The sequence below is a fragment of the Streptomyces sp. SGAir0957 genome (genome assembly GCF_043523415.1).
Window position 1 is genome coordinate 5,912,423 of sequence record NZ_CP027293.1, and the last position, 25,434, is coordinate 5,937,856.

Genomic DNA, 25,434 nt, shown 5'->3' on the forward strand with positions numbered 1-25,434 from the left:
CTCCGGTCCGTCGTGCTGACGGGCTCGTCCGGTCCGTCGTGCTGACGGGCTCTACTCTGGACGAGACGTATCGTCTTGTCAAGGGTTTTCGAGACGGTACGTCTCGCCTCGCTCGCTGCTACATTCGAACCATGTCCGCTACCTCCGGCCCTGCCCGCGCGCAGGCCCACGCCCAGAAGAAGACGGCCCCCGACTCCGCCCGCCGCAGCGAGCGCTCCCGCCGCGCGATCTACGACGCCGCGCTCGCCCTGGTCGCGGAGATCGGCTACCCCCGGACGACCATCGAGGGCATCGCCGCCCGTGCCGGTGTCGGCAAGCAGACGATCTACCGCTGGTGGGGCTCGAAGGCGCAGGTGCTGATGGAGGCCTTCCTCGACCTCAACGAGCAGAACCAGCGGGCCGCCGCCGAGCACCACCCCGACGTGCCGCTCAACCCCGTCGCCCTGCCCGACACCGGCGACCTGGAGGCCGACCTCAAGGTCGTGCTGCGCGCCACCGTCGACGAACTCCTCGACCCCCGCTTCGACGCCCCGGCCCGCGCGCTCGCCGCCGAGGGCGTCGCCAACCAAGAGTTCGCCCGCGAGTTCGTCGCCAAGCTCCTCATGCCGGGGCTCGACCTCTACGCCGCCCGGCTGCGCGCCGCGCAGGACGCGGGCCAGGTCAAGGCGGAGGTCGACCCGGAGATCGCCCGCGACCTGTTCTCGGGCCCGCTCGCCCAGCGCTGGCTCCAGGAGACCGGCCCGCTCGACCACGCCTACGCCGACCGGCTCGTGGAGTACGCCCTCTACGGGATCAGCGCCCGCCCGCAGTCGTAGCCGTAGTCGTAGTCGTGGCGGTGGCGGTGGCGGTGGCGGTGGCGGTGGCCGTGACCGGAGCGGTGTCCGTGGCGGTGACCATGGACGACGCCGTCGCGAGCAGGCCCGGCGCGTCCGTGATCACCCCGTCGCAGCCGAGCCGCAGCACCCGGTCCCGGTCCCCGGGCGTGTTCACGGTGTGCGCCCACACGTGCGGCACCCCGGAACGCACCGCCCGCAGGAGGTCGGTGTCGCGGGCCATGTGATCCATGTCCAGGACGTCGACGTACGCGGCCCAGCGCTCGGGCCGGTCCGACCTCATCTGCGGGGCGGAGCGCCAGAGCTGGGTGACGAGGCCGAGCCGGTGCGCGCGCTCGGCGACGGCCGGGCTGTTGGAGTTGACGAGCACCGAGCGGGTCAGGCCGCGCACCCGGACGAGACGGGCGAGCCCGGTCAGGGAGCGGGGGTCCTTCGCCTCCAGCATCAGCAGGGTCCTGCCGCCGAACCGGTCGAGCACCTCGGCGACCGTCGGCGGCCGCTCCTGGAGCCAGTGGCCCGGCAGCGAGGCGGCCGGGCGCAGCCGCACCCGCGCCCAGCGCGCCCGGTCGAGGGCGCGCACCGGGCCGCGCGCGGAGGTCGTCCGGTCCAGGGTCGCGTCGTGCATGACGACGAGCGTGCCGTCGCGCAGCATCCGGGTGTCGAAGTCCAGGATGCGCGCGCTGCCCCGTACGAAGGCCGCGGCGAGGCCCGCCATGCTGTTCTCCGGCACCTCCAGGGCGCCGCCCCGGTGCGCGGTGTACGCGATCCGGGGCAGCGAGTCCACGGTGAGCGGCCCGGTGCCCCGGCCGAGCGCCGGCGCGAAGACCAGGACGGTGAGGGAGAGCGCGCCGGTGAGCCCGGCGACCGGCGCGGTGCGCGTGACGAGGGGGCCCATGGCAACCATGGCGACCACGGTAGGTCCGCAAATGCGCACAAACAGGGCAATGACACCCTGTGGCCCCTACAGGAGCGCGAGAGTGGGACCATGGTGGTCCGGGTATCAACCGGCACCCGGCTCGACGGCGATGGTGTGGCAAGGGGATAGATGGGCGCGGAGCACGGTGACAGCGCACGTTCGGGCCTGGGAAGGTTCACCCGGTGGCTGAGGCCGGGCCGCGGCCCGAAGGAGAGCCCGACGGACGTGGACCGCGACGCACTGCTGCTGGCCGCCGCCGCCGCCGGACTGCCGCTCGCCCCGGCCGCCCACCCCGTCGACTACCGGTGTTCGTGCAACCGCATCGGCTGTCCGACCCCCGGCCGCCACCCCGTCTCCTTCGCCTGGCAGACCCAGTCCACGACGGACCGCGGGCAGATCGAGCGCTGGGCCCGGCACCAGCCGCAGGCCAACTTCATCACCGCGACCGGCATGGTCCACGACGTCCTGGACGTACCGGTCGAGGCCGGGCACGAGGCGCTGGAGCGCCTCCTGTCGACCGGCGTCGACGTCGGCCCCGTCGCCGTGTCCGGCGGCGACCGCATGCTCTTCTTCACGGCGACGCGCGGCACGCCCGAGGACGAGGACGAGTGGTGGCCCTGCGAGCTGGACTGCCACCCCGAGACCATGGACGAACACCCCGGGATGCGCTGGCACTGCCGCGGCTCCTACGTCCTGATCCCCCCGGCCCGCCTCCCCGGCGACCGCACGGTGGAGTGGCTCCGCGGACCCGAGCACGAGCTGCCCGACCCGCTGACCCTCCTGGAACCCCTGACGGACGCCTGCGCCCGCCACGCGGGAGCGGAACCGGACTACGAGTCGGCCTGGCCCTGAGCCCGGTCGAGCCCCTCCGGCCGGTCGAGCCCCTCCGGCGACGAGGAGCGGGGTCCGGGGCAGAGCCCCGCGACCTCCACGACAGCCGCCCCGGCTCTCAGGACCCCTCGGCGGTAGTGATCCCCTCGACCCGGTCCATGACCTGGACGTCCTCCCCGGCGCCGGAACCGATGAGGGCCGTCTGGCTGGCCACGAACCCGTACGTCACCGACTGCTTCGCGTCCCCCGACATCAGCGCCTTCACGCTCGGGCTGATCGCCGGAAGGTCACTGCCCGCGAACGCGGTCTGCTTCTCGTAGCGCCGCGTGGCGAAGAAGACGAGCGCCCCGCCGTCCTCGGTGCGCAGCGCGAGCGGCGCGTAGTCCCCGGACGTCAGCGGCTCGTCGATGAACTGCGTGGACAGACCGGGCCGCGTCCCGTTCTTCTTCCGCGCCGCGCGCCACTCGGAGGTGGAGGGCCCGGCGGCGAACCCGTCCCCGCCGTCCTTCAGATACGCGGCGTACTTTGTGCCGAGGTCGGCCGGGCGCATCGCGAGCTTCTTGTCGTCCGCGGCGACGGACTCGGCCCAGCCGTCCGCGTCCTTCTTGAACGCGGGCAGGGTGTCGCCCCGGAACACCGACAGGTAGGCGACCGCCCAGGGCTCGTCGACGCTGTCGCGGGTGAACACCATGACCCAGCGGGAGTCGGCGACCCGGCTGTTGGCGCTGTCGGTGACGAACCAGCGCGGCCAGCCGGCCTTCTTCGGGATGGTGTAGCGCGAGTCGGTGAGCTTCAGCGCGTTGAACCGCGGGTTGCCCTGCGGGTTCACCGTGCGGCCCGCCTTCAGCTTGGCCGCGTCGATCGCGCCGAGCGCCCCGGTGACGTACTTGGCGTCGGCCGTGCGGTCGTTCGTCCTGTCCGCCTTGTTGTACGCGGTGACGAACGTGTCCAGCGCGCGGGCGGCCTGCGCCTTCGTGGTCGTGGGCACGACCTCGAGCTCCCCGTGCACGGTCACGCAGCCGCTCGCCGTGAGGGACAGCACGACCGCCGCCGCCGCTGCCGCCGCGGGTCTGCCGAGCCCGATCCTGACCTCGCTCATGACGTTGCTCTCACCTTCCCCTTCCCGGGGCCGAACCCTATCGGGAAGAGGAGGCGCCCACTGCCGCGCCCCTGCGGGAGAGGAGACCGGCCGGGGCGAAGAAGAGAACCAGGGTCGGCACCACGTACACGCACCAGACGACGACCTGCAGGACGGTCGGGTCGGGCTGGAAGTTGAGGACGCCCTTGAGGAACGTGCCGAGCCAGCCGTCGGGGGCGATCGTCGAGCTGATGTCGAACGCCAGGTTGTTCAGGCCGCCGACGAAGTCGGCCTCCTGGAGGTCGTGGAACCCGTACGCGAGGACGCCCGCGGCCACGACGACCAGCATGGCGCCGGTCCACGTGAAGAACTTCGCCAGATTGATGCGCAGGGCACCCCGGTAGAACAGCCAGCCGAGCAGCACGGCCGTGGCGAGGCCGAGGAGAGCGCCCGCCACCGGTTCGACCGTGCCGTTGCCGGTGGCGTGCACCGCCGTCCACACGAACAGCGACGTCTCCAGGCCCTCCCGGCCGACGGCGAGGAACGCGGTGACGACGAGCGCGGCCGTGCCCGCGCTCAGCGCCGTGTCCAGCTTCCCGTGCAGCTCGCTCTTCAGGTGCCGGGCGGTGCGCCGCATCCAGAACACCATCCATGTCACCAGGCCCACGGCGATGATCGACAGGGAACCGCCGAGCGCCTCCTGCGCCTTGAACGTCATCTCCTGCGAGCCGAACTCCAGGGCGGCGCCGAACGCGAGCGCGAGGAGGACGGCGGCGCCGATGCCCAGCCACACGGGCCGCAGCGCGTCCCTGCGTCCGGTCTTCACCAGGTACGCGATGAGGATGCAGACGATGAGGCTGGCCTCAAGACCCTCGCGCAGCCCGATCAGGTAATTCGCGAACATGTCACGCCCCGCCCTTGGTGCTCGCCGTGTTGTCGAAGAGGCTGCGGCCCCACCAGTCCTTGCCGTCCCGCACGCCCGGTGGCACCGCGAACACCGCCGAACCCACGTGCTGGATGTACTCGTTGAGCGCGTCGCCGGCCGCGAGCCGCCGCTGCACCGGGATGAACCCCGTGCGCGGGTCCTTCTGGTACGCGAGGAAGAACAGCCCGGCGTCCAGGCGGCCGAGGCCGTCGGTGCCGTCGGTGAACGAGTAGCCGCGGCGCAGGATCGTCGCCCCGCCGTTGGAGTCGGGGTGCGCGAGCCGCACATGCGCGTCGGGCTTCATCGCCTTCAGGAACGGCTCGTCGCGCTCCCCGGCCTTGCCGACGGGGGCGCCCACGCCCTTGTCGCGGCCGAACACGTCCTCCTGCTCCTGGAGCGAGGTGCGGTCCCACGTCTCGATGTTCATCCGGATCCGCCGGGCGACGAGGTAGGAGCCGCCCCGCATCCACCCGTCGCGGTCGCCGTGGCCGTCGGCCCACACGTGTGCGTCGAGCCGCTTCGTCTCGGTGCCCGCGATGTTGCGGGTGCCGTCCTTGAAGCCCATGAGGTTGCGGGGGGTCTGCGCGTCCGGGGTCGTCGACGACGTCTTGCCGAAGCCGAGCTGCGACCAGCGGATGGCGACCTTGCCGAAGCCGATGCGGGCCAGGTTGCGGATCGCGTGCACGGCGACCTGCGGATCGTCGGCGCACGCCTGCACGCACAGGTCACCGCCGCTGCGCGCCTTGTCGAGGTTGTCGCCGGGGAACTTCGGCAGGTCGACGAGTGCGGCGGGCCGCTGGTCCGCGATCCCGAACGCCTTGCCGTACGTGGTGAACAGGGACGGCCCGAAGCCGATCGTCAGCGTCAGCCGGGACGCCTTGAGGCCGAGCGCCTCGCCGGTGTCGTCCGGCGGCGCCTCCGCGATCCCGCCGTACGCGCCGTCGCCGACCGGCCGCCCCTCGGTCATCAGGGCTGCGGCCCGCGTCCAGTCCTTCAGGAGCTGCACGAACTCCTCGCGGTCCTCGGTCCTCACGTCGAACGCGGCGAAGTGCAGCCGGTCCTGCACCGCGGTGGCGATACCGGCCTGGTGCGCGCCGTGGAACGGCACAGGACCGCCCGACTCGGCGACGGGCCGCATGGCACCGTCGCCGTCGGAACGGGCCAGCGCGGCGGCGCCGCCCGCGGCCACGGCACCGAGCGCGAGCCCGGCACCTCCGGCGGTCAGCAGCGAACGCCGGGACGGGGAAGGGGAGTTGTTCTCATCCATGACCGCATCCGTGACGGGATCCATGACCGCCTACCTGACGACCGCGGCGGCCAGCTTCGACAGCGGCTCCGCGAGCGCGTTGACGGCGTCGGACAGCTCCTTGCGGTCCGCCTTGCCGACCTTGTCGTAGGAGACGAACGTGTACGCGTCCGGGTCCGCCTGCCGGTCGGTGCGGTAGGTGGCGAGGAGCTTGTCGAGCGCCGCGAACTGCTTGTCCAGCTCCTTGGTCAGCGCCGCGTCGTTGGCCGAGGCGACCGGCTTCAGCAGGTCGTACGCCTTCTCCGCGCCCTCGACGTTGCCCTTGAAGTCGACGAGGTCGGTGTGCGAGTAGCGCTCCTCCTCGCCGGTCACCTTGCCGGTGGCGACCTCGTCGAGGAGCTCCTTGGCGCCGTTGGCCATCGAGGTCGGGGTGATCTCGGCCTTGCCGACGCGCTGCTGCCAGTCCGCGAGGTCCGTGTCGAGCTGCGTGGCGAGGGCCTTCTCCGCGCCGCCGATCCTCTTGTCCTGCCAGAGCGCCTTTTCCAGGCGGTGCCAGCCGGTCCACTTCTGGCCCTCTTCGAGACCGTCGGCGCGGGCGTCGGTCTTCGGGTCGATGTTCCCGAACGACTCGGCGACCGGCTCGGTGCGCTCCCAGCCGATGCGCGAGACCGCGTACGCCTTCTTCGCGGCGTCCAGGTCGCCCGCCCGGATCGCGTCCGTGAAGGTCTTCACCCGGGGCAGCGTCGCGTCGGCCTGCTCCTGCGCGTACGCCCGGTAGTCGGCGACGGCCTTGTCGAGGCGCGGGTCCCGCTTGGCGGCGGCCTTGCCACCGGTGACCCTGACGTCCTGGCGGTGGCCCTTGCCCTTCATGCCGGGGATGCAGGCGATGCGGTAGTCGCCGCTCTTCACCTCGGCGGTGAGGGTGTGCCGGGTGCCGGGGCCGATGTTCTCGCGCTCGGAGACGATGCGGTCGTCGGGGAAGAGGATCTCGACCTCGGTGACGCGCGAGCCCTTGTTCTCGACGGCCAGCTCGACGTGCCCGGCGGGGAACTCGGTCTTCGCCACCTCGCACCCGTCGTCGGTGGCGGTCACCTGGATGGCGCCGGAGCCGCTCTTGGCGTCGCTCTTCTCGGTGCAGCCGGTGACGGCGGTCAGGGCCGCCGCCGTGGCGACGGCGGTGACGACAGAGAGACGGACGGCTCGCATGACGGGCTCCCAGGGGAATGCACAGCTGGTACGCAGACAGGTGCTAAGGCGGCCCTAACTTATATGAGGCTTGCCTTAGTGCTACCCGCTCTTCCCGTGATTCACCTCTCATCGAAATGCCCTGGTCGCGGCGGGGATACGAGCGACCCACGGACGACCCAGCGAACGGTCAAAGGGCGGTCAAGCAACGCCCCTCACATGGTTCACTGCCCCCGTGGACTACGACGTACTGAACGTGTTCTGCGGACCCGACGGCCGCCACGGCAACCAGCTCGGAGTCGTACGCGAAGGGGCCCGGCTGCCCGGCCGCGCGGAGCGTCAGGCCTTCGCGCGCGAACTGGGCTTCAGCGAGACGGTGTTCGTCGACGACCCCGAGCGCGGCGTCCTCGACATCTACACCCCGACCCTGCGCCTGCCCTTCGCCGGGCACCCGTGCGTCGGCGCGGCCTGGCTGCTCGACGTGCCCGAACTCGTCGTCCCCGCGGGCACCGTCGGCACCCGCCTCGACGGGGAGTTCACCTGGATCGAGGCGCGCCCCGAGTGGGCCCCGCCGCGCACCCTGCGCCAGTACGGCTCGGCGCCCGAGGTCGACGCGCTGCCGGTGCCCGCGCCCGGGGAATGGGTGTACGCCTGGGCCTGGGAGGACAAGGCCGCGGGCCGGGTACGCGCCCGCGCCTTTCCCGGCCGCGACGACGGCATCGAGGAGGACGAGGCGACGGGCGCGGCGGCGCTCCTCCTCACGGCCCACTTGGAGCGGGCTCTGAACATCAGGCAGGGCCGCGGCTCCCAGATCCTGACGGCACCGCAGCCGGAGGGCTTGATCGAGGTGGGCGGAAGGGTGCTGCTGCGCAGTGCGGGCCCCTCCGGCGGTTGAGGAGCGGGGTCCGGGGCGGAGCCCCGTGACGGTACGCCCTAGGCGGCGGCGGAGAACTCCTCGCCCAGCGCCCGGAAGACCCCGGTGTTCAAAGCGAAAGCGGCCTTGCATTCGGCGACGACCCGCTGCTTCTCCAGCTCGTCCACCCCGATCCCGTCGAGCAGCTCGCGATACCCCCGCTTGAACGCGGCAGGGTTCCCGACCTGCTCGAACACATAGAACCGCACCCCGTCCCCCTTGCGGGCGAACCCCCACGTCCGCTCGGCCTTGTCGCGGATGATCTGCCCACCGGAGAGATCACCGAGGTACCGCGTGTAGTGGTGCGCCACATACCCGGCCGGCCAGGAGGCGACGCACTCCTCGATGCGGTCCGCGTACGCCTGCGTGGCGGGCAGCGCCGATACCGTCCCGCGCCAGTCGTCCCCGCGCAGATGCCGCAGGTCGCGCTCCAGCTCGGGCAGGCGCAGCAGCTCGGGCTGGATGAAGGGACCGGCGACGGGGTCGTCGGCGAGGCGCTCGACGCCGCTCTCCAGGGCGCGGTAGACGAACCAGAGCTGCTCCGTGTACCGCGCGTAGGCGTCGACGCCGAGCGCGCCGCTGAGCAGGTCGCCCATGAACGTCGACGTCTCCGCCTCGGTGTGCTGCTCGTGCGACGCGGTGCGGATCAGGGTGGAGAACGAGGGGTCCATGGAAGGCCTCCGCCGACGGGGTCTAGGTAGGTTAGCCTTACCTAACATAACAGCTTTCCCGACGAGCTGTCGGTAAAAAAGGTACCCGTTCTCTTGATCGGCAACGCGAGAAGCCCGCTTCCCGGTGCAGGGGAGCGGGCTTCTGGTGTAAGGGCAGGGCGACGGGAACCTACGGCAACGTGAGAATCTCCGTCCCCGTCTCCGTCACCACCAGCGTGTGCTCGAACTGGGCCGTGCGCCTGCGGTCCTTGGTGACGACGGTCCAGCCGTCCTCCCACATGTCGTACTCGTGCGTGCCGAGCGTCAGCATCGGCTCGATCGTGAACGTCATGCCGGGCCGGATCACCGTCGTCGCGTGCGGGCTGTCGTAGTGCGGCACGATCAGGCCCGAGTGGAACGACGTGTTGATGCCGTGGCCGGTGAAGTCGCGGACGACGCCGTAGCCGAAACGCTTGGCGTACGACTCGATGACCCGCCCGATGATGTTGATCTGGCGGCCCGGCTTCACCGCCTTGATGGCGCGGTCCAGGGACTCGCGGGTGCGCTCGACGAGCAGCCGCGACTCCTCGTCCACGTCGCCCACCAGGTAGGTGGCGTTGTTGTCCCCGTGCACGCCGCCGATGTACGCGGTCACGTCGAGGTTGATGATGTCGCCGTCGCGCAGCACCGTGGAGTCGGGGATGCCGTGGCAGATGACCTCGTTGACGCTTGTGCACAGGGATTTGGGGAATCCGCGATATCCGAGCGTCGAGGGGTAGGCACCGTGGTCACACATGTACTCGTGCGCGATCCGGTCCAGCTCGTCCGTGCTGACGCCGGGCGCGATCGCCTTCGCCGCCTCCGCCATCGCCCGCGCGGCGATCCGCCCCGCGACCCGCATCGCCTCGATCGTCTCCGGGGTCTGCACCTCGGGGCCGGTGTACGGGGTCGGCGCGGGCTTGCCGACGTACTCGGGGCGCCGGATGTTCCCGGGAACGGCACGGACGGGGGACTGCTGCCCCGGTACGAGGACGGGGTACGAGGACTGCGCGGACTGCGTCGGCTGGCCAGACATGCCAGCGAGTGTAACGAGCGGCCGTGGGGGACCATGGCCATGAGCGTTCCGAGGAGAGGAGTTCGGCCGTGGCCCTGTTCAAGAAGCGGACCGTCGGCAAGCCGGGCGAGTGGTTCTACTGCCTGGAGCACCACCGGGTCGAGGAGGGTCCCGACTGTCCGGCGAAGGACCGGTTCGGTCCGTACCCGACCCGCCAGGAGGCGGAGCACGCGATGGCCACCGCCCGGGAGAAGAACCTGGAGTGGGAGAACGACCCGCGCTGGCACGACGCGAACGCGCGGAGCGAGGACGACTAGGGCGACTAGAACGTCTAGGGCGTCTAGGACGACTGGGGCGACTGGACGACCGAGCCGGCCAGAACGGCCGGAGCGGTCACCAGCGGGCCGGTGGCGGTGACGTCAGATGGTCCGCCAGGCGGGAGAGGCGGTCGCGGAAGGTGCGGCGGGTGCGCAGGGTGTGGCCGCCGTTCTCCCCGGCCGCCGCGCTGACCAGGTGCTGCACCGTGTCGAGGTCCAGGTCCGTGTCGCCGGGGACGGTCAGCGCGTCGTGCGCCATGGCGTGCAGGTCGCCGTTGCCCGCCGGGCCCGCGTCCAGGGCGAGGACCGTCGCCCCGGCCCGGCGGGCGTCATGCACCCGTTCGAGCAGGGGCGCGCCCGCCGCGTCCGGCGCCACCACGAGCAGCGTCTCGCCGCGCTTGGCCGCCGCGATCCGGCCCAGGCCGACGGCCAGGTGCGCCGGGTCGTCGGGGCGCGCCGCGTGCCGCACGAGGGTCGGCGCCAGCTCGGGCATCCCGGACCAGGCCGCCTCGTCCACCAAATGTGCCGCCAGATGCCACGGCTCGTACGTCGCCGAGCCCACGAGGAGCAGCCCGCCCCCGTGCGCCGCGACGGAGGTGCGCAGCGTCCCGGCGAACCGGCGGGTGGCGGCGGGCCACTCGGTCCCGGCGAGGACCTCACGCAGCAGGGCTACTCGTACGGCGTCCATGGGGGCGCATCCTGCCTCAACCGGCGCCCGCGTCCCGCCCGTTCACCGAAAGACCGCCCGTACGGGGCGCCGCCCGCGCCCGGTCCATCAGGCTGAGCAGCAGGTGCGCGGTGTGCGGGTGCCACAGGTCGGAGTGGGCCCCGGCGAAGCGGAGACGGCCGCGGCGGAAGACCCGTGAGGCGTTCACGTCGACGAGGCGGTGGTGCAGGTCGGCGTCGGTGTACGGCTCGTCCGGGCGGTGCATCCGGATCCGGTGGACCGGCACGGCCGCCTCGCGCAGGCCCGCCGTGCCGATGCCCCGGTGCCGCTCCGCGAGGAGGTGCCACAGGCCGGTCGCCCGGTCGTGACGCGAGTGCGTCAGGGCGACGGGACCGCTGACCGGGGCCCGCGCGAACAGGTCCGCGTAGGCGCCGCCGGGCCCGAGCGTCGAGCGCTCCGCCGCCATCTGCAACAGCAGCACCGAGTCGACCGTCCACGGATACCGCGGGTCGGCATGGACCGGCCCCGCCAGGACGTGCTCGGCCCGCGCGACCAACTCCGCCGGGCCCGCCTCGGGCAGCGCCCGGGACAGGAACCGGCAGCCGAACGAGTGCCCCACACAGTGCAGGTACTGCCCACCCCGGCCCGGCAACGAGGCGTCGGAGCCCGGCAGTTCACGCCACTCGTCCAGATAGCCGAGCAGCGCCGCGAGCACGTGCGCGGCCTGGCCCTCGACCGTGGCGTCGTGGGCGCGGGCGATCGCCGCGCGGTAGCCGGTGCGCGAGCGCCAGCGCAGCGCGACCGGCAGCAGCCGCGGCGCGTCCGGCAGCCGCCCGTAGTGCTCCCGGCCCCCGGCCCACACCTGCTCGGTCAGCGCGAGCAGCCGTGCGAGCCGCCGCTCCACCTCGGCGGGCGGGGTCAGCCAGCCGTGCACGAACACCAGCAGGTCCGTGGCGGCGCCGGGCAGGCTGAGCGACTGCCGCAGCACCTCGGGCAGCTCGGCGTCGTCGTCGATCCGCCGGCCGCTGTCGGGGTGGCGGAGCATGCCGTCCTCGTCGAGGTCGAGGTAGGCGGGGGCGAGCGTGACGGGCGCGGTCACGAGGTGGGCCCGAGCCGCGTGTCCAGGCGGCCCTTGACCCCGTACATGAGGCCGAGGAGCGTGCCGTACTCGCGGGCGAAGGCGCGGGTGAGGTGGCGCAGGCGGGCCCCGACCTCGACGCCGTCGCGCAGGAACGGCTCCAGGAAGCGCAGCGCGTGCTCGACCGCGAGGACCTTGGGCGCGATCAGCTCGGGCGTGATCGCGCACGACGCGCCCAGCTCGCTCAGCTGCCGGGTCACCGAGTCGCCGCTGGCGGGCGTGAACTCCCCGGCCCGGCAGACGTTGAAGTACATCAGCGGGCTGCCCGTCAGATGGTGCACCGCGCACACGTCGTGCGGCTCGGCACGGTCCTCGGTGCCGCCCGCGACCGCGCTGAGCAACTGCCCGACCCCGATGGACTCCTCGCCCCGCGTCGACGGATACAGGCGCGCAGGGTCCCCGCTGTAGCCGTGGCCGTGCGAGAAGACGTAGATCATCTGGTGTCGGAAGGTGCCCGAGTGCAGCTGCGCGAGGAAGTCCGTCGCGTCGGAGCCGCACGCGTACAGATCCGTGTGGTCCGCGAGGACCCGGATGACCTCGGCGTGCTCCGGCGGCGCGTCCCGGTGCACCAGGGCGAGCGCCGCCGCCCGCGTGCCGTTGCGCCGGGGGATGGACGAGGCCGAACAGTGCGCGTGGGTGAGGAGACTGCGGTGCTCGATCAGATGCCGGTAGCCGAGGAACCGCGGGCCCCAGCGCTGCGCGGCCGTCACAGGCCCACCGGTGCCGCCCTCGGCCCCGGCCCCGTCGAGGGCAAGCTCGTCCTGCCGGTCCCGGCGCTCCTGGGCCAGCCGGTTCGCCTCCGACGCGGGCGGCGGCGGCAGCACCAGCAGCCCCCACGGCGCGAACAGCTCGTTCGACCAGACCCCGACGACACAGCGCCTGGCCCGCAGCCGCGCGCACAACTGCTCCGCCAGCTCCCGCATCGGAGCGGGCTTCTCGTGGTTGACGAAGATCGCCTCGAACGCCGCCTGGCCCGCCGCCGCGAGCCGCCGGAAGACCGCGTCCCACCGGTCCGCGTCCGGGCCCGTCAGGTCGAGCCGCCGCTCCCAGCCCTCGGCGCGGATCGCCTCGTCCCAGGCGGTCCGCAGGTCCCGCAGGACCGTGTCGATGCGCTGCTCACGGCCGCAGGCCGCCGACCACGACAGCTCGGGCTCGTCGGTGAAGAGCAGGCGGCAGCTGTAGCTCCGGTCGCCGGGACCGCGCAGGAAGGCGAGCGTGACCTCACGGGGCGTCCGGACGTCCAGCTCCGCGATCAGGTCGGCGGCCCGGGTCCGGCGTTCGTACCGGGTGCGCAGGGCGCGCCTGCGCGCTCCCCGGTACTCGTAGCGGTCGGTGCGTGCGGGGTACTTGTGCGAACTCATGGGCGCGACTCATTCCATGTCCAAGGTGACTTCCACGTCTTGAAGCAGCGCCCCGGCCGCTTCGTTCAGGACGACGAACCGGACCGCCTTGGGCCCGCGCTCATCACTGCGTACATCGAACGTGGCCTGCATCGGCCACGCCTCCTCGCACGGGTCCAGGGGCAGCGCCCCCGGCACCACGTCCGCGTCCTGCGCCATGGCGAGCACCCGGCACCTGGGGTGCGCGCTGCTGGTCAGCGCCTTCTGCAGGGCGAGTTCGGGGTAGACCGAGACGCACAGGAGCGCGCCGGGCCGGTCCGGCACCGGCTCCTCGTGCGGGTCGTCGATCCGGTCCACCGTGACCAGGCAGGCGGTTTCCGGCGCCGGCTCGCCGACGAGCCGGACGTCCGCCGCGTCCGGCCGCTCGCCACGGCGCACCCGCTCCTGCTGGCGCCGCGTCAGATCCAGGGCGAGGCGCTCCCCGCACACCTCGAACTCCTCCGCCGCGAACGCCAGCAGCGGCTCGGCCAGCGGGAGCGGCGCGTCGGGCAGCAGCGCCAGTTCGTACGAGGCCCAGGCCACCCCGAGCCGGTTGCCCATCTGCGCGAACTCGTGATGGGCGGCGTCGAGCGCCCTGCGGGCCGCGTCGAAGTCGGCCGACACCCGCTTGCACCGGCCCACCTCCAGATTGGCGTAGGCCATCCCGAGCGGTTCCCCGACCTGCTTGGACAGTTCGTGACAGCGCCGCATCCGCTCCAGGGCCCCGACCCGCGACTCCGGGTCGCGCCACAGCAGACGGCCCCGCATCAGATCCGACCAGGCCCGCGCGAACGACTCCTCCGCCGTCCGCTCCTCGAACACCTTCTGCGCCATGTCCAGCTGCCGCTCCGCCTCCCGCACCTCGCCGGACTGGAGCAGGCAGCCCGCGAGGAAGGTGCGGGCCCACGCGCCGCCCAGCGGGTTGTCGTGCTGCTCGTGCAGCAGGGCGCTCTCGGTGAGGATCTGCCGGGACTCCTCAAGGCGTCCCAGGTCGACGTAGGCGGCGCCCAGGACGCGCAGCACCCAGGGCCGCTCGCGCACGTGCTCCGGGTCGTCGCCCGCGACCAGGTCCACGGCCCGGCGCAGATAGTGCACGGCGGTGCGCAGCTCGCCCGCGTGGTAGTAGGCGACCCCGATCTGCCGCAGCGTCCTGACCTCCAGGAGCAGGCAGTCGCGCGCCGCGTACTGGTCGCGCACCCACATCAGCCGGTCCCTGGCCTCGTCCAGATGGCCCGACTTGCGGTCGAGGACACCGAGCGCGCCGTGCACCGCGAGACCGAGGACACGGCGGGCCTCGTCGTCCCCGAACTGCTCGACGACGTGCAGGAGCATCGTCAGGACGAGCGACTCGCGCTGCTGCACGAGGTGGTCGCACAGGTCCGCCGCCATCACCCGGATGAACATCTCGTGGTTCTTGTCGTCCGGCGGCCGGTTCAGGATCTGCGCGATCGAACCGTTCTCCAGCGGCATCCCCGGCAGCGCCGGCATCGCCGCGACGAACAGCCGGAACGCGTCCACGAGGCTGCGGGCGCCGGTGTCCAGGCGGTCACGGCCCGACACCTGCTCCTCGGCGAAGCGCTGCACCGACGGGCTGAGCCGGTAGCGCCGCTCGCCCACCTCCTCGAGCAGCCCCCAGTCGGTCAGCGAGGACAGGCCCGCCTCACCGAGCGCGGCCGGCTCGATGTGCCGGTGCCGCTCCCGGCCGCGCAGGCTCTCCACCGTCACCCCCGACAGCGGCTCCACGGTCGAGCGCGTGGACAGCGACAGCAGGTCGAGCAGGCGCCGGTCGTCCTCGCTGAGCTGCTCGTACACCGAGCGCAGCAGCCTGCGCGCGACATCCTCGTCGTCCTCGTCGGAGCGGCGCCGCATCCGGGCGACGACATCACGGGCGGACTGACCCGGGTTGTGCCGGTAGAGGCCGGCGGCCAGTTTCACCGCGAGGGGCCGGTCCTCGCACAGGCCGATCAGCTCCTCGACCCCGGCACGCTCCTGCGGCGACGAGGGCGCGCGCCGCCCCGCCCCCAGAAAGATCTTCCGGGCCTGGGCGCGGTCCGGGCCCGGCACGAGGACCTGGTGGATCCGGTCGGGGGCGAGCCCGCTGTCCCGCAGGTCGGCCCGTGACAGCGGCGCCTCCGCGCTCGCGATCACGATCGACCGGGCCCCGCCCGGCAGCAGGAAGTCCTTCACCTCGCCCCACCGGTCGATCTCGTCGAGCAGCAGCACCACCGGCTCGTACCGGGTCGCCTCCCGGTAGATCTCGCACAGCTGGAGGTCGTCCATCTCCCAGGGCCGCCGCGACAGCTTGGCGTCCAGCTCCCGCAACAGTTCGAGCAGGTTGTAGCGGGGCGTGTTGATGATGCCGGACGCCATCCGCAGCTCCAGGCGCTTGCCGCGCCGCCCGTGCCGGGCGAGCAACTGGTCCGCGATGGCGGACGCGAGCCGGAACTTCCCGATCCCCGGGGCGCCGTGCAGGACGAGGACCCCGGGCCCCGCCTCGAAGAGCCGCTCCGCGTGGCGGTACAAGCCGGCATCGCTCATGGCGCGTTCCCCCGTTCGGCCGAGAAGGGCCGTGGTGACTCCGAGTAGGACTGGTACCCGACGCGGCCGAGGGCATATGCGCCGGGGCCGGTACGGATTCCGCTACGTCCACGGCGGTGCGGACACTGCTGCGGTGTGCGGGTGGACCGAACGGCCCGCCCGTTCCGCACAGTTCACCCGGAGTTACCTTCGGCGGGGAGCATGGTGGGCATGACCGCCACAGGATTGCGTCCCGAGCCGTACGTGACCTCCGTGCCGTTCCGCGCCGGGCAGAACGGCTACGCCAGTTTCCGTATCCCCGCCGTCGTCGCCGCGTACGACGGCACCCTCCTGGCCTTCTGCGAGGGCCGGGTGGCCTCCAGCGCCGACAGCGGCGACATCGACCTCGTGCTGCGCCGGTCCACGGACGGCGGCCGGACCTGGGGCCCGCTCCAGGTCGTCCTCCGCAACGGCCCCGACCTCGCGAGCAACCCCGCGCCCGTCGTGCTCACCTCCGGACGCGTCCTGCTCGTCCACGTCCGCAACGCGGCCGCCGCCACCGAGGACGCCATCCGCCGAGGCCGGGTCGCCGCCGCCGACGGGCGCCGCGTCTGGGTGACCCACAGCGACGACGCGGGCGCCACCTGGGCCTCCTCCACCGAGATCACCTCCAGCGTGAAGCGCGCGGAGTGGCGCTGGTACGCGACCACCCCCGGCCACGCCCTGCTCACCCGCGAAGGCCGCGTCGTCGTCCCCGCCAACCACTCCCTGCCGCCCACCGGCCCCGACACCGGCACCGAGAGCAAGTACAACGGCGGCCACTGCCTCCTCAGCGACGACGACGGCGCGACCTGGCGGATCGGCTACGTCGACGACAACCCGGACGGCTACGTCAACGTGAACGAGACGACGGCCGCCCAACTCCCCGACGGCCGCCTCTACTTCAACACCCGCAACGACTCACCGTCCCCGGGCAACCGCGCCGACGCCTGCTCCGCGGACGGCGGCGAACACCTCCTGAAGCCCTTCCGGCCCCAGGCGGGCCTGACCGGACCGGTGGTCGAAGGCAGCCTCCTCCACCTCGGCGAACCGGACGTGCTCCTCTACTCGGGACCCGCCGACCCGGCCGCCCGCGCCCTGATGACCGTCCGCCGCAGCCTCGACGGCGGCACCACCTGGACCACCGCCCACACCGTCGACGGCCTGCCCGCCGCCTACAGCGACCTCGTCCGCGTCGACGACACCACCGTCGGCCTGCTCTACGAGACCGGGGACTTCTCCGCGTACGAGACGATCACCTTCCGGCGCATCCCCGTCACCGCGCTCACGGGCCCCGCCGCTGAGTAAGGTCGCCCCATGACTACCAGTGACAGTGACAGCGACAACGCGAAGAACAGCGGTGCGCAGGCCCCGGCCAAGAAGGACCCCTGGGACCTGCCCGACGTCTCCGGGCTCACCGTCGGCGTCCTCGGCGGCACCGGGCCGCAGGGCAAGGGCCTCGCCTACCGGTTCGCCCGCGCGGACCAGAAGGTGATCATCGGCTCGCGCGCCGCCGAGCGCGCCGAGGCCGCCGCCGGCGAACTCGGCCAGGGCATCGAGGGCGCCGACAACGCCGAATGCGCGCGCCGCAGCGACATCGTGATCGTCGCCGTGCCGTGGGACGGACACGGCACGCTGCTCGAAGCCCTGCGCGAGGACCTCGCCGGCAAGCTCGTCATCGACTGCGTCAACCCGCTCGGCTTCGACAAGAAGGGCGCCTACGCCCTCAAGCCCGAGGAGGGCAGCGCCGCCGAACAGGCCGCCGCGCTCCTCCCGGACTCCCGCGTCACCGCCGCCTTCCACCACCTCTCGGCCGTGCTCCTCACCGACCCTTCGGTCGAGCGGATCGACACGGACGTCATGGTCCTCGGCGAGTCCCGCGCCGACACCGACCTCGTCCAGGCGCTCGCCGGCCGCATCCCCGGGATGCGCGGCGTCTTCGCGGGCCGTCTGCGCAACGCCCACCAGGTCGAATCCCTGGTCGCGAACCTCATCTCCACCAACCGCCGCTACAAGGCGCACGCGGCCCTGCGCATCACGGACGTATAACGCCCCATCTTTATCTTTCCCGTACATTCAGGGCGGCTTCATGCGGCAGCGGGGCATGGGGGACACTGGTCGGCGAACACCGAGCCGTGCCGTATTGGAGCCGACCCCATGCCCCGCATCGCACTCTTCGCCCTCGTCGTCTGCGTCCTCGCCGTCGCGGCGGCGGTGGTCTCCTTCGTCGAGGGCAGCTTCCTCGGGATCGTGTGGGTCCTCATCGCGGGCATCACGTCGAACATGACCTGGTTCTACGTGCGCAAGGCGAAGATGGAGAAGGAGCGGCAGTCGGGGCCCGGGTCGACGACTACGACTGTGTGAAGGTCGAGATCTCCGGGGTGCCCTCCCAGAACCGGTAGAACTTCTGCCCCCAGTACGTGTCCCACTCGTTGACCCCCAGCGAGCGCAGCACGGCGTGGATCGCGTCGAAGAAATAGTGGTTGATCCCCGGGATCCACAGCACGGCGAAGACGGCGAGCAGCCCGAACGGCGCGAACGGCTCCACCTGCCGCCGCACCTTGTACGACAGCCAGGGCTCGATCACCCCGTACCCGTCGAGACCCGGGACCGGCAGGAAGTTCAGGATCGCCGCCGTCACCTGCAACAGCGCCAGGAACCCGAGCGCGTAACGGAACGTGTCCGGCACCCCGTCCAGCGCGTCCAGCCAGAACGGGGCCGTGCACACCACCGCGAACAGCACGTTCGTCAACGGCCCCGCCGCCGAGATCAGGCTGTGCTTCCAGCGCCCCTGGATCCGCCCCCGCTCGATGAAGACGGCACCACCCGGAAGCCCGATCCCGCCCATGATCACGAAGAGGACGGGGAGGACGATGCTGAGCACGGCGTGGGAGTAGACGAGGGGATTCAGAGTCAGATAGCCCTTGGCGCCGATCGAGATGTCCCCGCTGTGCAGGGCGGTGCGCGCGTGCGCGTACTCGTGCAGACACAGCGAGACGATCCAGGCGGCCGTCACGAACAGGAAGACGGCGACCCCGGGCTGCGCGGCGAAGTCCGTCCACACCGCCCACCCGGAGACGGCGGCGACCGCGACGATGCCGATGAAGACGGGGCTGATCCGGCTGTCGCCGCGACGGGATGTGGCGGTGGTCATGGGTGGAGCTCCCGGATTGGCTGTGTGTCGGACCGGTGCTGGAGGGTGGCGTCACTGAACGTACCCGTGCGCTACGGAAAACGCGCAGCCCCGGGCAAGGAGTTCCGCGGAGATGGCGCACGAAGTGCGCGTCTCGGGGGCGCGGGGAACCGCGCGCTCAGCCACGACGCACCGCAAGATCGCCCACGGCCCGCTCGCCGACGGCGCGACGTAACGGCGCCCCGGCGCCCCGCGCACCGCGCACCGGGGACAATGACTCCGTGCGCTACCGCATCCTCGGCACCACCCAGGCGCTCCACGACGACGGCACGGCCGTTCCTGTCGGTGGGGCGCGGCTGCGTGCGCTGCTCACCGTGCTGGCCCTGCGGCCGGGCCGCATCGTGCCCCCTGCCGTGCTCGTCGACGAGGTGTGGGGGAGTGAGCCGCCGGCGGACGCGCCGGGCGCGTTGCAGGCGCTCGTGGGGCGGCTGCGGCGGGCGCTCGGCCCCGGCTCGGTCGCGTCGGACGAGGGCGGCTACCGGCTGGTGGCCACCGCCGAGGACGTGGACCTGTTCCGGTTCGAGCGGCTCACCGCGGACGGCGCCCGCGCCTTCGCCGACGGCAATCCCGTCAAGGCGGCCGACGTGCTGGCGGAGGCGCTGGGCCTGTGGCGCGGCCCCGCCCTCGCCGACCTGCCCGACCGCACCGCGGACGCGGCCCGCTGGGACGCCCGCCGCCTCGACGCGCGCCGCACCCTGCTCGCCGCCCGCCTCGAGCTCGGCCGGGCGGACGAGGTGCTGCCCGAGCTGACCGCGCTGTGCGACGCGCACCCGCTGGACGAACCGCTCCAGGCGCTGCGCGTCAGGGCCCTGCGCGACGTGGGCCGGGCCGCCGAGGCGCTGGCCGCCTACGAGGACGTACGACGCGAACTCGCGGACCGCCTCGGCGCCGACCCGGGGCCCGAACTCCGTTCCCTGTACGAGGAGTTGCTGGACCCAGAGCCGAGCCAGGGCGCGCCGGAGCCGCGGCGGGCCGAGGCCGCCCCGGGCAATCTCCGCGCCCGTCTCACCTCCTTCGTCGGCCGGGGCGACGATCTCGACGCCATCCGCGCCGACCTCGGCCGCGTCCGCCTCGTCACGCTCCTCGGCCCCGGCGGCGCGGGCAAGACGCGGCTCTCGCAGGAGGCGGCCGAGGGGATGGCGGGCTCGCTGCCGGACGGCGCGTGGTTCGCCGAGCTGGCCCCGGTGAGCGATCCGGAGGCCGTGCCGGAGGCGGTCCTGAGCGCGCTCGGGGCGCGCGAGACCGTGCTGCGCGGCGCGGGCGCGGAGGAGTTGCGGGCCGCGAGCGAGCGACAGGGCGACGATCCGCTGGTCCGCCTGGTCGAGCACTGCACGGGCCGCCGGATGCTGGTGATCCTCGACAACTGCGAGCACGTCATCGGTGCCGCCGCCGCGCTCGCCGAGCACCTGCTCGCGCACTGCCCCGGCGTCACCGTCCTCGCCACCAGCCGCGAGCCCCTCGGCGTCCCCGGCGAGCTGCTCTACCCGGTGGAGCCGTTGCCGGAGCCGTACGCGCTCCGCCTGTTCGGTGAGCGGGGGGCCGCCGTGCGCCCCGGGTTCACGGTGGACCAGGCGCCCGAGGCCGTCGCCGAGATCTGCCGCCGCCTGGACGGGCTGCCGCTCGCCATCGAGCTGGCCGCCGCCCGGCTGCGGATGCTCACGCCGCGCCAGATCGCCGACCGGCTCGACGACCGGTTCCGGCTGCTGACCTCGGGGGCCCGCACCGCGCTGCCGCGCCAGCAGACGCTGCGCGCGGTCGTCGACTGGTCCTGGGACCTGCTCGACGCCCCCGAGCGCACCGTCCTCGCCCATCTGTCGGTCTTCAGCGGCGGCTGCGACCTGGCCGCGGCCGAGGCCGTGTGCGGCCCGGACACCCTGGAGGCGCTGGCCTCCCTCGTCGACAAGTCCCTGGTCGTCGCCGCCCCCGACGGCGAGGACGGGGCGATGCGCTACCGGCTCCTGGAGACCGTCGCCGAGTACGCGGGCCAGCGCCTCGACGAGGCGGGTGACCGGGCGGGCGCCGAGCGCGCCCATCTCACGTACTTCCGTGAACTGGTGCGCACCACCGACCCGTTGCTGCGCGGCCACGGTCAGCGCGCCGCGCTCGCCCGGATCGAGCGCGACTACGAGAACGTACGCTCCGCCCTGCGCCGCGCCGTCGCGGGCAGGGACGAGCAGGAGGCGCTCAGCCTCGTCCTGTCCCTGGTCTGGTTCTGGCAGATGCGGGATCTGCGCAGTGACGCCCGGCTGTGGTCGGGGGAGGTCGCGGACCTCGGCCCGGACCCGTTCGCCGGACCCGCGAAGCCCGCGCCGCCGCTCCTGGAGCGTTGCACCGACAGGCCGCCGCCGCTCACCGGCGAACTCCTCGACGAGGCCCGCCGCCAGGTCCACCTCGCCCGCCTGGGCTACATGGACATGGAGATGGACACCTGGCAGTCCGAGGAGGGGCAGGACAGGCTGCGCGTCATCCGGGAGACGTACCGCGCGGACCTGCCGCAGGCGTGCCGTACCCCGGGCAACATCTGGTACTTCGCCGTCCTGATGACAGGGCAGCTCGACAAGATGAACGAGCTGGCCGACACGACCGTACGCACCTGCCGCGAGCTGGGCTACGACTGGGAGCTGGCGCTCGTCCTGCAGTTCCGCGCCAACATGGCGGCCAACCGGAGCGACACGGCCCCCACGGGGCTCGTGGACGCCGACGAGGCGCTCGCCCTGTTCACCCGGCTCGGCGACGCGTGGGGCGTCGCGGAGGCGCTGTCCTCGCGCGGCGAGGCGCACGAGAAGCTCGGCCGGTTCGCGGACGCCGCCGCCGACTACGCCCGCGCCCGCGAGCTGGCCGAGTCGATGGGCGCGCACGCGCAGGCCACGATCCTCAAGGTGCGGCTCGGCCAGGTCGCCATCGAGCAGGGCGACGGCGAGCGCGGCGAGCGGATGCTGTGGGAGACGCTCGACGTCAGCAGCCGGCACACGAACGAGGCGAGGCCGGCCGCCCGGATGATGCTCGTCGGCCGTCTCGCGGGGACCGGGCGGACCGGCGAGGCGCGTGAGCAACTCGACGCGTTGCGCGGCGAGTTCAAGGTCGCGGACATCACCTTCTTCCACGGCATGGCCACCGGCATGGAGGCGATGCTCGACGTCATCGACGGAGACGCGGGCAAGGCTCTGCAGGGCGCGGTGCGCGCCGTCCGCCTCGCGGGCGATCCGCTGGCCGCCGTGATCATGCCGAGCCTCGGGGCGCTGCACCTGCTCACCGCGGCGCGCGGGCTCGCGCTGCGCGGCAACCCCGGCGACGCGTCCCTCGCGGCCCGGCTGATCGGCGCGTCCGACGCCTCGCTGTCCGCCGGGCACGTGCCGTCCCGGATGGAGCGGGAGTGGCGTGAGGACGCCGAGGCGGCGGTGCGGGCGCTGCTCGACGACGCCGCGTACGAGCGGGCACACGCCGAGGGCGGCAGCCTCTCCGTGGAGGAGGCCGCCGCCCTGTTGTGAGCCTGGGTCGCCGACGCGTGTCGACCGGGCACCCCGGGCGTCAGCTCTGCTTGGTGAACTTGCGGATCGCGACCGGTGCCATGACGACCGTCAGGCCGGCCGTCCAGGCGAGCGTCACCCACAGGCCGTGGGCGACCGGGCCGCCGACCATGAGGCCGCGGGCGGCGTCCGCGAGCCCCGACATCGGGTTGTAGTCGGTGAAGTTCCGCAGCCAGCCCGGCATCGACTTGGTCGGCGCGAAGATCGACGAGCCGAACTGGAGCGGCATCATCACCAGGAAGCCCATGGCCTGCACGGACTGGGCGTTCTTCATGGTCACACCGAGGACCAGGAAGATCCACATGATGCCGGAGCCGAAGAGCGCGGCGAGGCCGACGGCGCCGAACAGACCGGCCCAGTTGGTGATGTCGAAGCCGACGAGGACCGCGACGACCATCAGGACCGTGACGGCGGTGAGCAGCCGCAGCAGTTCCACCGAGATCTTCGCGACCAGGACCGAGCCCCGTCCGATGGGCAGGGACCGGAAGCGGTCCATGATGCCCTTGTGGAAGTCCTCGTTGAAGCCGGTGCCGACGCCCTGGGCGATGTTCATGGACATCATCGCGACCATGCCGGGGATCACGTACTGCACGTAGGCGTCCTGGCCGCCGCCGAGGGACTGGCCGATCGAGCCGCCGAAGACGTAGACGAACAGCAGCGTGAAGACGATGGGCATCAGGACGGCGTCGAACATCGACTCCGGGTCCTGCTTGATCCACAGCAGGTTGCGGCGGACGAGGGCGCCGGTGTGGCGCAGATGGCCGCGGAACCCGATCCGGGGGTCGGCCTCGACCGTGATGGTGGGCGCGGGCGTGCCAGGCAGGGGGGACAAGGTGGTGGTGCTCATACGGCGACCTCCTCGAGTGCGGGGCGGGCGTCCTGCGGCGCGGACGCCTTCTCGCCGGTGATGGAGAGGAACACCTCGTCCAGGCTGGGCAGTTCGGTGGCGATGGAGCCGATCGTGATGCCGCGCGCGGTGACCGCGCCGACGACGGCGGTGAGCTGCTCGTCGCTGAGGATCGGGACCAGGACGGTGCCGGTCGAGGGGTCGACGGTGGACGTGGCGAGCCCGGTCAGGCCCATGTCGTCGAGGGCCGCCGCGAGCGGGCGCAGCTCCAGCGGGTCGGCCGGGCGGATGCGCAGGGTGCGCCCGCCGACCTTCGCCTTCAGCTCCTCGATGCCGCCGCCCGCGATGACCTGGCCGCGGTCGATGACGGTCAGCTCGGAGGCCAGCTGTTCGGCCTCCTCCATGTACTGGGTGGTGAGCAGGACGGTGACGCCGTCCCGCACCATCGACTGGACCTCGTCCCACACCTCGTTACGGGTGCGGGGGTCGAGCCCGGTCGTCGGCTCGTCCAGGTAGAGGACGTGCGGGCGGCCGATCATCGAGGCCGCGAGGTCGAGGCGGCGGCGCATACCGCCGGAGTAGGTCTTGGCGGGGCGGGTCGCGGCGTCGGTCAGGGAGAACCGCTCCAGGAGCGAGTCGGCGCGGGCCCTGGCTTCCTTGCGGGACAGGTCGAGCAGGCGCCCGATCATGTACAGGTTCTCGCGGCCGGAGAGCTTCTCGTCGACCGAGGCGTACTGGCCGGTGAGGCCTATCACGCGGCGCAGCTGGCGGGGCTGCTTCACCGCGTCGTAGCCCGCGACGACCGCGGTGCCGGAGTCGGGGACGATGAGGGTGGACAGGCAGCGGACGAGGGTGGTCTTCCCGGCGCCGTTGGGGCCGAGGACACCCATCACGGTGCCTTCGTGGACGTCGAGGTCCACGCCGTCGAGGGCCTTGGTCGCGCCGTAGTGCTTGACCAGTCCCCGCACGGACACGGCCACCGGGCGGCCGCCGGCGCTGTCGCCGGGGTTCTTGTCGATTCGCGTCATGGGCAACAAGGTGCCAGCCGCCACCGACAAGTCACCGACAGCCGACCGACAGACAAGAACGATCGCCGATATATCGCCGACAGAACGGATGTCGGGACGGATGTCGGGACGGATGTCGGGACGGATGTTGGGACGGATGTTGGGACAGATGCCAGGGCGGATGCCGGAACGGCCGCAGCCCGTCGACGGGGGAAGATCGACGGGCCGCGTTGGTGCCGCTATGGCTCAAGGGGGAAACGCAGGAGCGGGGGTCAGTGGACGGAGTGCTCCTCCAGAGGGAACGTTCCGCCGACCACGTCCTCCGCAAACGCCTTCGCCGCGTCGGACATCACCGAACGCAGATTCGCGTACTGCTTGACGAAGCGCGGCATCTTGCCGCCGGTGAGGCCGAGCGCGTCCGTCCACACGAGGACCTGGGCGTCCGTCTCGGGGCCCGCGCCGATGCCGACCGTCGGGATGTGCAGGACCCGCGTGACCTCCGCGGCCAGCTCCGCCGGGACCAGTTCGAGGACGACGGCGAACGCGCCCGCGTCCTGCACCGCCTTCGCGTCGCGCAGCAGCTGCTGCGCCGCCTCCTCGCCGCGCCCCTGCACCCGGTAGCCCATGGTGTTGACGGACTGCGGGGTCAGGCCGATGTGGGCCATGACCGGGATGCCCGCCTCGACGAGCAGCTTGATCTGTTCGTGCGAGCGCTCGCCGCCCTCCAGCTTGACCGCGCCGACGCCCGCCTCCTTGACCAGGCGCATCGCCGAACGCAGCGCCTGGACCGGGCCCTCCTGGTAGGAGCCGAAGGGCAGGTCGCCGACGATCAGCGCGCGGCTCGTGCCGCGCACGACGGCGGCCGAGAGCATGGTGAGCTGGTCGAGGGTGACGGGGACGGTGGTGTCGTAGCCGAGGTGGCAGTTGCCCGCCGAGTCGCCGACCAGCATGACGGGGATGCCGGCCTCGTCGAAGACCGACGCCGTCATGGCGTCGTACGCGGTGAGCATCGGCCACTTCTCGCCGCGCTCCTTGGCGAGGGTGATGTCGCGCACCGTGATGCGCCGGGTGCCCTTGCCTCCGTACAGCGCCTTGGGGTCGCTGCTGTCGGTGGCCGGTGTCTGGGCAGCCTGAAGTTGCGTCATCGCAACGGCTCCTTCATGTCGTCTCGA

General features: G+C 72.5%; 23 protein-coding genes. 8 read left to right on the forward strand and 15 right to left on the reverse strand.

Annotated elements, in window-relative coordinates:
* Positions 1-131 precede the first annotated feature (131 nt).
* Positions 132-815 carry a TetR/AcrR family transcriptional regulator gene (locus tag C1N81_RS31560; protein WP_394434703.1) on the forward strand — a complete coding sequence of 228 codons (684 nt, stop codon included), beginning with the start codon at positions 132-134 and terminating at the stop codon, positions 813-815.
* Here C1N81_RS31560 and C1N81_RS31565 read toward each other — a convergent pair.
* Entirely contained in the window at positions 793-1,737 is a 945-nt protein-coding gene (locus tag C1N81_RS31565; protein ID WP_394434704.1) for a glycerophosphodiester phosphodiesterase, read from the reverse strand. The two genes, C1N81_RS31560 and C1N81_RS31565, sit on opposite strands and share 23 nt — an antisense overlap.
* 141 nt (positions 1,738-1,878) lie before the next feature.
* Here C1N81_RS31565 and C1N81_RS31570 point away from each other — a divergent pair, with 141 nt between their 5' ends.
* A complete protein-coding gene (locus C1N81_RS31570) occupies positions 1,879-2,601 on the forward strand; it encodes a bifunctional DNA primase/polymerase (protein ID WP_394434705.1) in 723 nt (240 codons plus the stop codon).
* 97 nt (positions 2,602-2,698) lie between these two features.
* Here C1N81_RS31570 and C1N81_RS31575 read toward each other — a convergent pair whose 3' ends face one another.
* From C1N81_RS31575 to efeO, 4 genes are read right to left on the reverse strand one after another with little or no spacing between them, the layout of a single operon-like run.
* On the reverse strand, positions 2,699-3,679 hold the full coding sequence (locus tag C1N81_RS31575) for a hypothetical protein (RefSeq protein ID WP_394434706.1): 981 nt from the start codon (positions 3,677-3,679) through the stop codon (positions 2,699-2,701).
* Positions 3,680-3,716: 37 nt separating this feature from the next.
* The gene (gene efeU, locus C1N81_RS31580) at positions 3,717-4,562 is read right to left on the reverse strand and encodes an iron uptake transporter permease EfeU (protein ID WP_394434707.1); all 846 of its coding nucleotides are present in this window, start codon (positions 4,560-4,562) and stop codon (positions 3,717-3,719) included.
* 1 nt (position 4,563) lies between these two features.
* Positions 4,564-5,850, reverse strand: a complete 1,287-nt coding sequence (gene efeB, locus C1N81_RS31585) for an iron uptake transporter deferrochelatase/peroxidase subunit (RefSeq protein WP_394434708.1) — start codon at positions 5,848-5,850, stop codon at positions 4,564-4,566.
* Positions 5,851-5,880: 30 nt separating this feature from the next.
* A complete protein-coding gene (gene efeO, locus C1N81_RS31590; RefSeq protein ID WP_394434709.1) occupies positions 5,881-7,035 on the reverse strand; it encodes an iron uptake system protein EfeO in 1,155 nt (384 codons plus the stop codon).
* 214 nt (positions 7,036-7,249) lie between these two features.
* Here efeO and C1N81_RS31595 point away from each other — a divergent pair, with 214 nt between their 5' ends.
* A complete protein-coding gene (locus C1N81_RS31595; RefSeq protein WP_394434710.1) occupies positions 7,250-7,909 on the forward strand; it encodes a PhzF family phenazine biosynthesis protein in 660 nt (219 codons plus the stop codon).
* Between the two features lie 38 nt (positions 7,910-7,947).
* Here the strand turns inward: C1N81_RS31595 and C1N81_RS31600 are convergent, their stop codons facing one another.
* Together C1N81_RS31600 and map are read right to left on the reverse strand one after the other, a co-directional pair.
* Positions 7,948-8,598, reverse strand: coding sequence for a biliverdin-producing heme oxygenase (locus C1N81_RS31600; protein WP_394434711.1), 651 nt, complete (start codon positions 8,596-8,598; stop codon positions 7,948-7,950).
* A 169-nt stretch (positions 8,599-8,767) separates the two neighbouring features.
* A complete protein-coding gene (gene map, locus C1N81_RS31605) occupies positions 8,768-9,652 on the reverse strand; it encodes a type I methionyl aminopeptidase (RefSeq protein ID WP_394434712.1) in 885 nt (294 codons plus the stop codon).
* Positions 9,653-9,720: 68 nt separating this feature from the next.
* On the opposite strand from map, the gene C1N81_RS31610 reads away from it, so the two are divergent.
* Positions 9,721-9,948 (forward strand): hypothetical protein, encoded by a 228-nt coding sequence (locus C1N81_RS31610; protein WP_394434713.1) that lies wholly within the window; start codon positions 9,721-9,723, stop codon positions 9,946-9,948.
* A gap of 76 nt (positions 9,949-10,024) precedes the next feature.
* On the opposite strand, the gene C1N81_RS31615 is transcribed toward C1N81_RS31610, so the two are convergent.
* Genes C1N81_RS31615 through C1N81_RS31630 form a run of 4 tightly spaced genes read right to left on the reverse strand, consistent with a single transcriptional unit; the run spans position 10,025 to position 15,670 of the window.
* The gene (locus tag C1N81_RS31615; RefSeq protein WP_394434714.1) at positions 10,025-10,636 is read right to left on the reverse strand and encodes a hypothetical protein; all 612 of its coding nucleotides are present in this window, start codon (positions 10,634-10,636) and stop codon (positions 10,025-10,027) included.
* A 16-nt stretch (positions 10,637-10,652) separates the two neighbouring features.
* Positions 10,653-11,714 (reverse strand): hypothetical protein, encoded by a 1,062-nt coding sequence (locus C1N81_RS31620; RefSeq protein ID WP_394434715.1) that lies wholly within the window; start codon positions 11,712-11,714, stop codon positions 10,653-10,655.
* Positions 11,711-13,114 (reverse strand): hypothetical protein, encoded by a 1,404-nt coding sequence (locus tag C1N81_RS31625; protein ID WP_394434716.1) that lies wholly within the window; start codon positions 13,112-13,114, stop codon positions 11,711-11,713. The genes C1N81_RS31620 and C1N81_RS31625 overlap by 4 nt, the downstream gene beginning before the upstream one ends.
* A gap of 9 nt (positions 13,115-13,123) precedes the next feature.
* Complete coding sequence (locus C1N81_RS31630; protein WP_394434717.1) at positions 13,124-15,670, reverse strand: hypothetical protein; 2,547 nt, start codon at positions 15,668-15,670, stop codon at positions 13,124-13,126.
* 210 nt (positions 15,671-15,880) lie between these two features.
* Here C1N81_RS31630 and C1N81_RS31635 point away from each other — a divergent pair, with 210 nt between their 5' ends.
* From C1N81_RS31635 to C1N81_RS31645, 3 genes are all read left to right on the forward strand, one after another.
* Positions 15,881-16,996 carry a sialidase family protein gene (locus tag C1N81_RS31635; protein ID WP_394434718.1) on the forward strand — a complete coding sequence of 372 codons (1,116 nt, stop codon included), beginning with the start codon at positions 15,881-15,883 and terminating at the stop codon, positions 16,994-16,996.
* Between the two features lie 9 nt (positions 16,997-17,005).
* Entirely contained in the window at positions 17,006-17,737 is a 732-nt protein-coding gene (gene npdG, locus C1N81_RS31640; RefSeq protein WP_394434719.1) for an NADPH-dependent F420 reductase, read from the forward strand.
* A 108-nt stretch (positions 17,738-17,845) separates the two neighbouring features.
* Entirely contained in the window at positions 17,846-18,052 is a 207-nt protein-coding gene (locus tag C1N81_RS31645; protein ID WP_394434720.1) for a hypothetical protein, read from the forward strand.
* Here the strand turns inward: C1N81_RS31645 and C1N81_RS31650 are convergent.
* Positions 18,039-18,842, reverse strand: coding sequence for a site-2 protease family protein (locus C1N81_RS31650; protein WP_394434721.1), 804 nt, complete (start codon positions 18,840-18,842; stop codon positions 18,039-18,041). The two genes, C1N81_RS31645 and C1N81_RS31650, sit on opposite strands and share 14 nt — an antisense overlap.
* A 260-nt stretch (positions 18,843-19,102) precedes the next feature.
* Here C1N81_RS31650 and C1N81_RS31655 point away from each other — a divergent pair, with 260 nt between their 5' ends.
* Entirely contained in the window at positions 19,103-22,369 is a 3,267-nt protein-coding gene (locus C1N81_RS31655) for a BTAD domain-containing putative transcriptional regulator (RefSeq protein WP_394434722.1), read from the forward strand.
* 40 nt (positions 22,370-22,409) lie between these two features.
* Here the strand turns inward: C1N81_RS31655 and C1N81_RS31660 are convergent, their stop codons facing one another.
* The 3 genes from C1N81_RS31660 to panB all read right to left on the reverse strand — a co-directional run bounded on the left by C1N81_RS31660 (position 22,410) and on the right by panB (position 25,407).
* Positions 22,410-23,255: an ABC transporter permease gene (locus C1N81_RS31660; protein WP_394434723.1), complete on the reverse strand. Its 846-nt coding sequence runs from the start codon at positions 23,253-23,255 to the stop codon at positions 22,410-22,412.
* Positions 23,252-24,283: an ATP-binding cassette domain-containing protein gene (locus C1N81_RS31665; RefSeq protein ID WP_394434724.1), complete on the reverse strand. Its 1,032-nt coding sequence runs from the start codon at positions 24,281-24,283 to the stop codon at positions 23,252-23,254. Before C1N81_RS31665 ends, C1N81_RS31660 begins: the two co-directional genes overlap by 4 nt.
* Before the next feature lie 251 nt (positions 24,284-24,534).
* On the reverse strand, positions 24,535-25,407 hold the full coding sequence (gene panB, locus C1N81_RS31670; RefSeq protein ID WP_394434725.1) for a 3-methyl-2-oxobutanoate hydroxymethyltransferase: 873 nt from the start codon (positions 25,405-25,407) through the stop codon (positions 24,535-24,537).
* Positions 25,408-25,434 lie beyond the last annotated feature (27 nt).